This is a genomic window from Sphaerospermopsis reniformis (assembly GCF_005402885.1).
GTDB classification, from domain to species: Bacteria; Cyanobacteriota; Cyanobacteriia; order Cyanobacteriales; family Nostocaceae; genus Sphaerospermopsis; species Sphaerospermopsis kisseleviana.
The window spans coordinates 1-244 of the sequence record NZ_BJCE01000658.1 but is presented as its reverse complement, the minus strand read 5'-3'; the positions used below and the strand labels follow the sequence as shown (position 1 = coordinate 244).

Sequence of the window (244 nt, the reverse complement as noted above, 5' to 3'; positions counted from 1 at the left end):
TTTTGCAAATTTCCTAAGTTAATTTCACCAGTGGTACTTTCTACGGAAATATTACCAGAATCATAACCATTACCACCGTTAACAATATCACCCGCAGTAATGTTACCACTTGCAAACAATTTTACGTTGGCAGTAGAACTAAAACCATAATTATTATAATTTTGCAAATTTCCTAAGTTAATTTCACCAGTGGTACTTTCTACGGAAATATTACCAGAATCATAACCATTACCAGCGCTAAAAA

1 protein-coding gene is annotated in these 244 nt (G+C 32.8%); it reads right to left on the bottom strand.

The genetic code is table 11. The annotated features are described in order from the left end of the window. Positions 1 to 244: hypothetical protein (locus tag FFR48_RS28730; RefSeq protein ID WP_162502011.1), on the bottom strand; the 244-nt coding region annotated here is incomplete at both ends.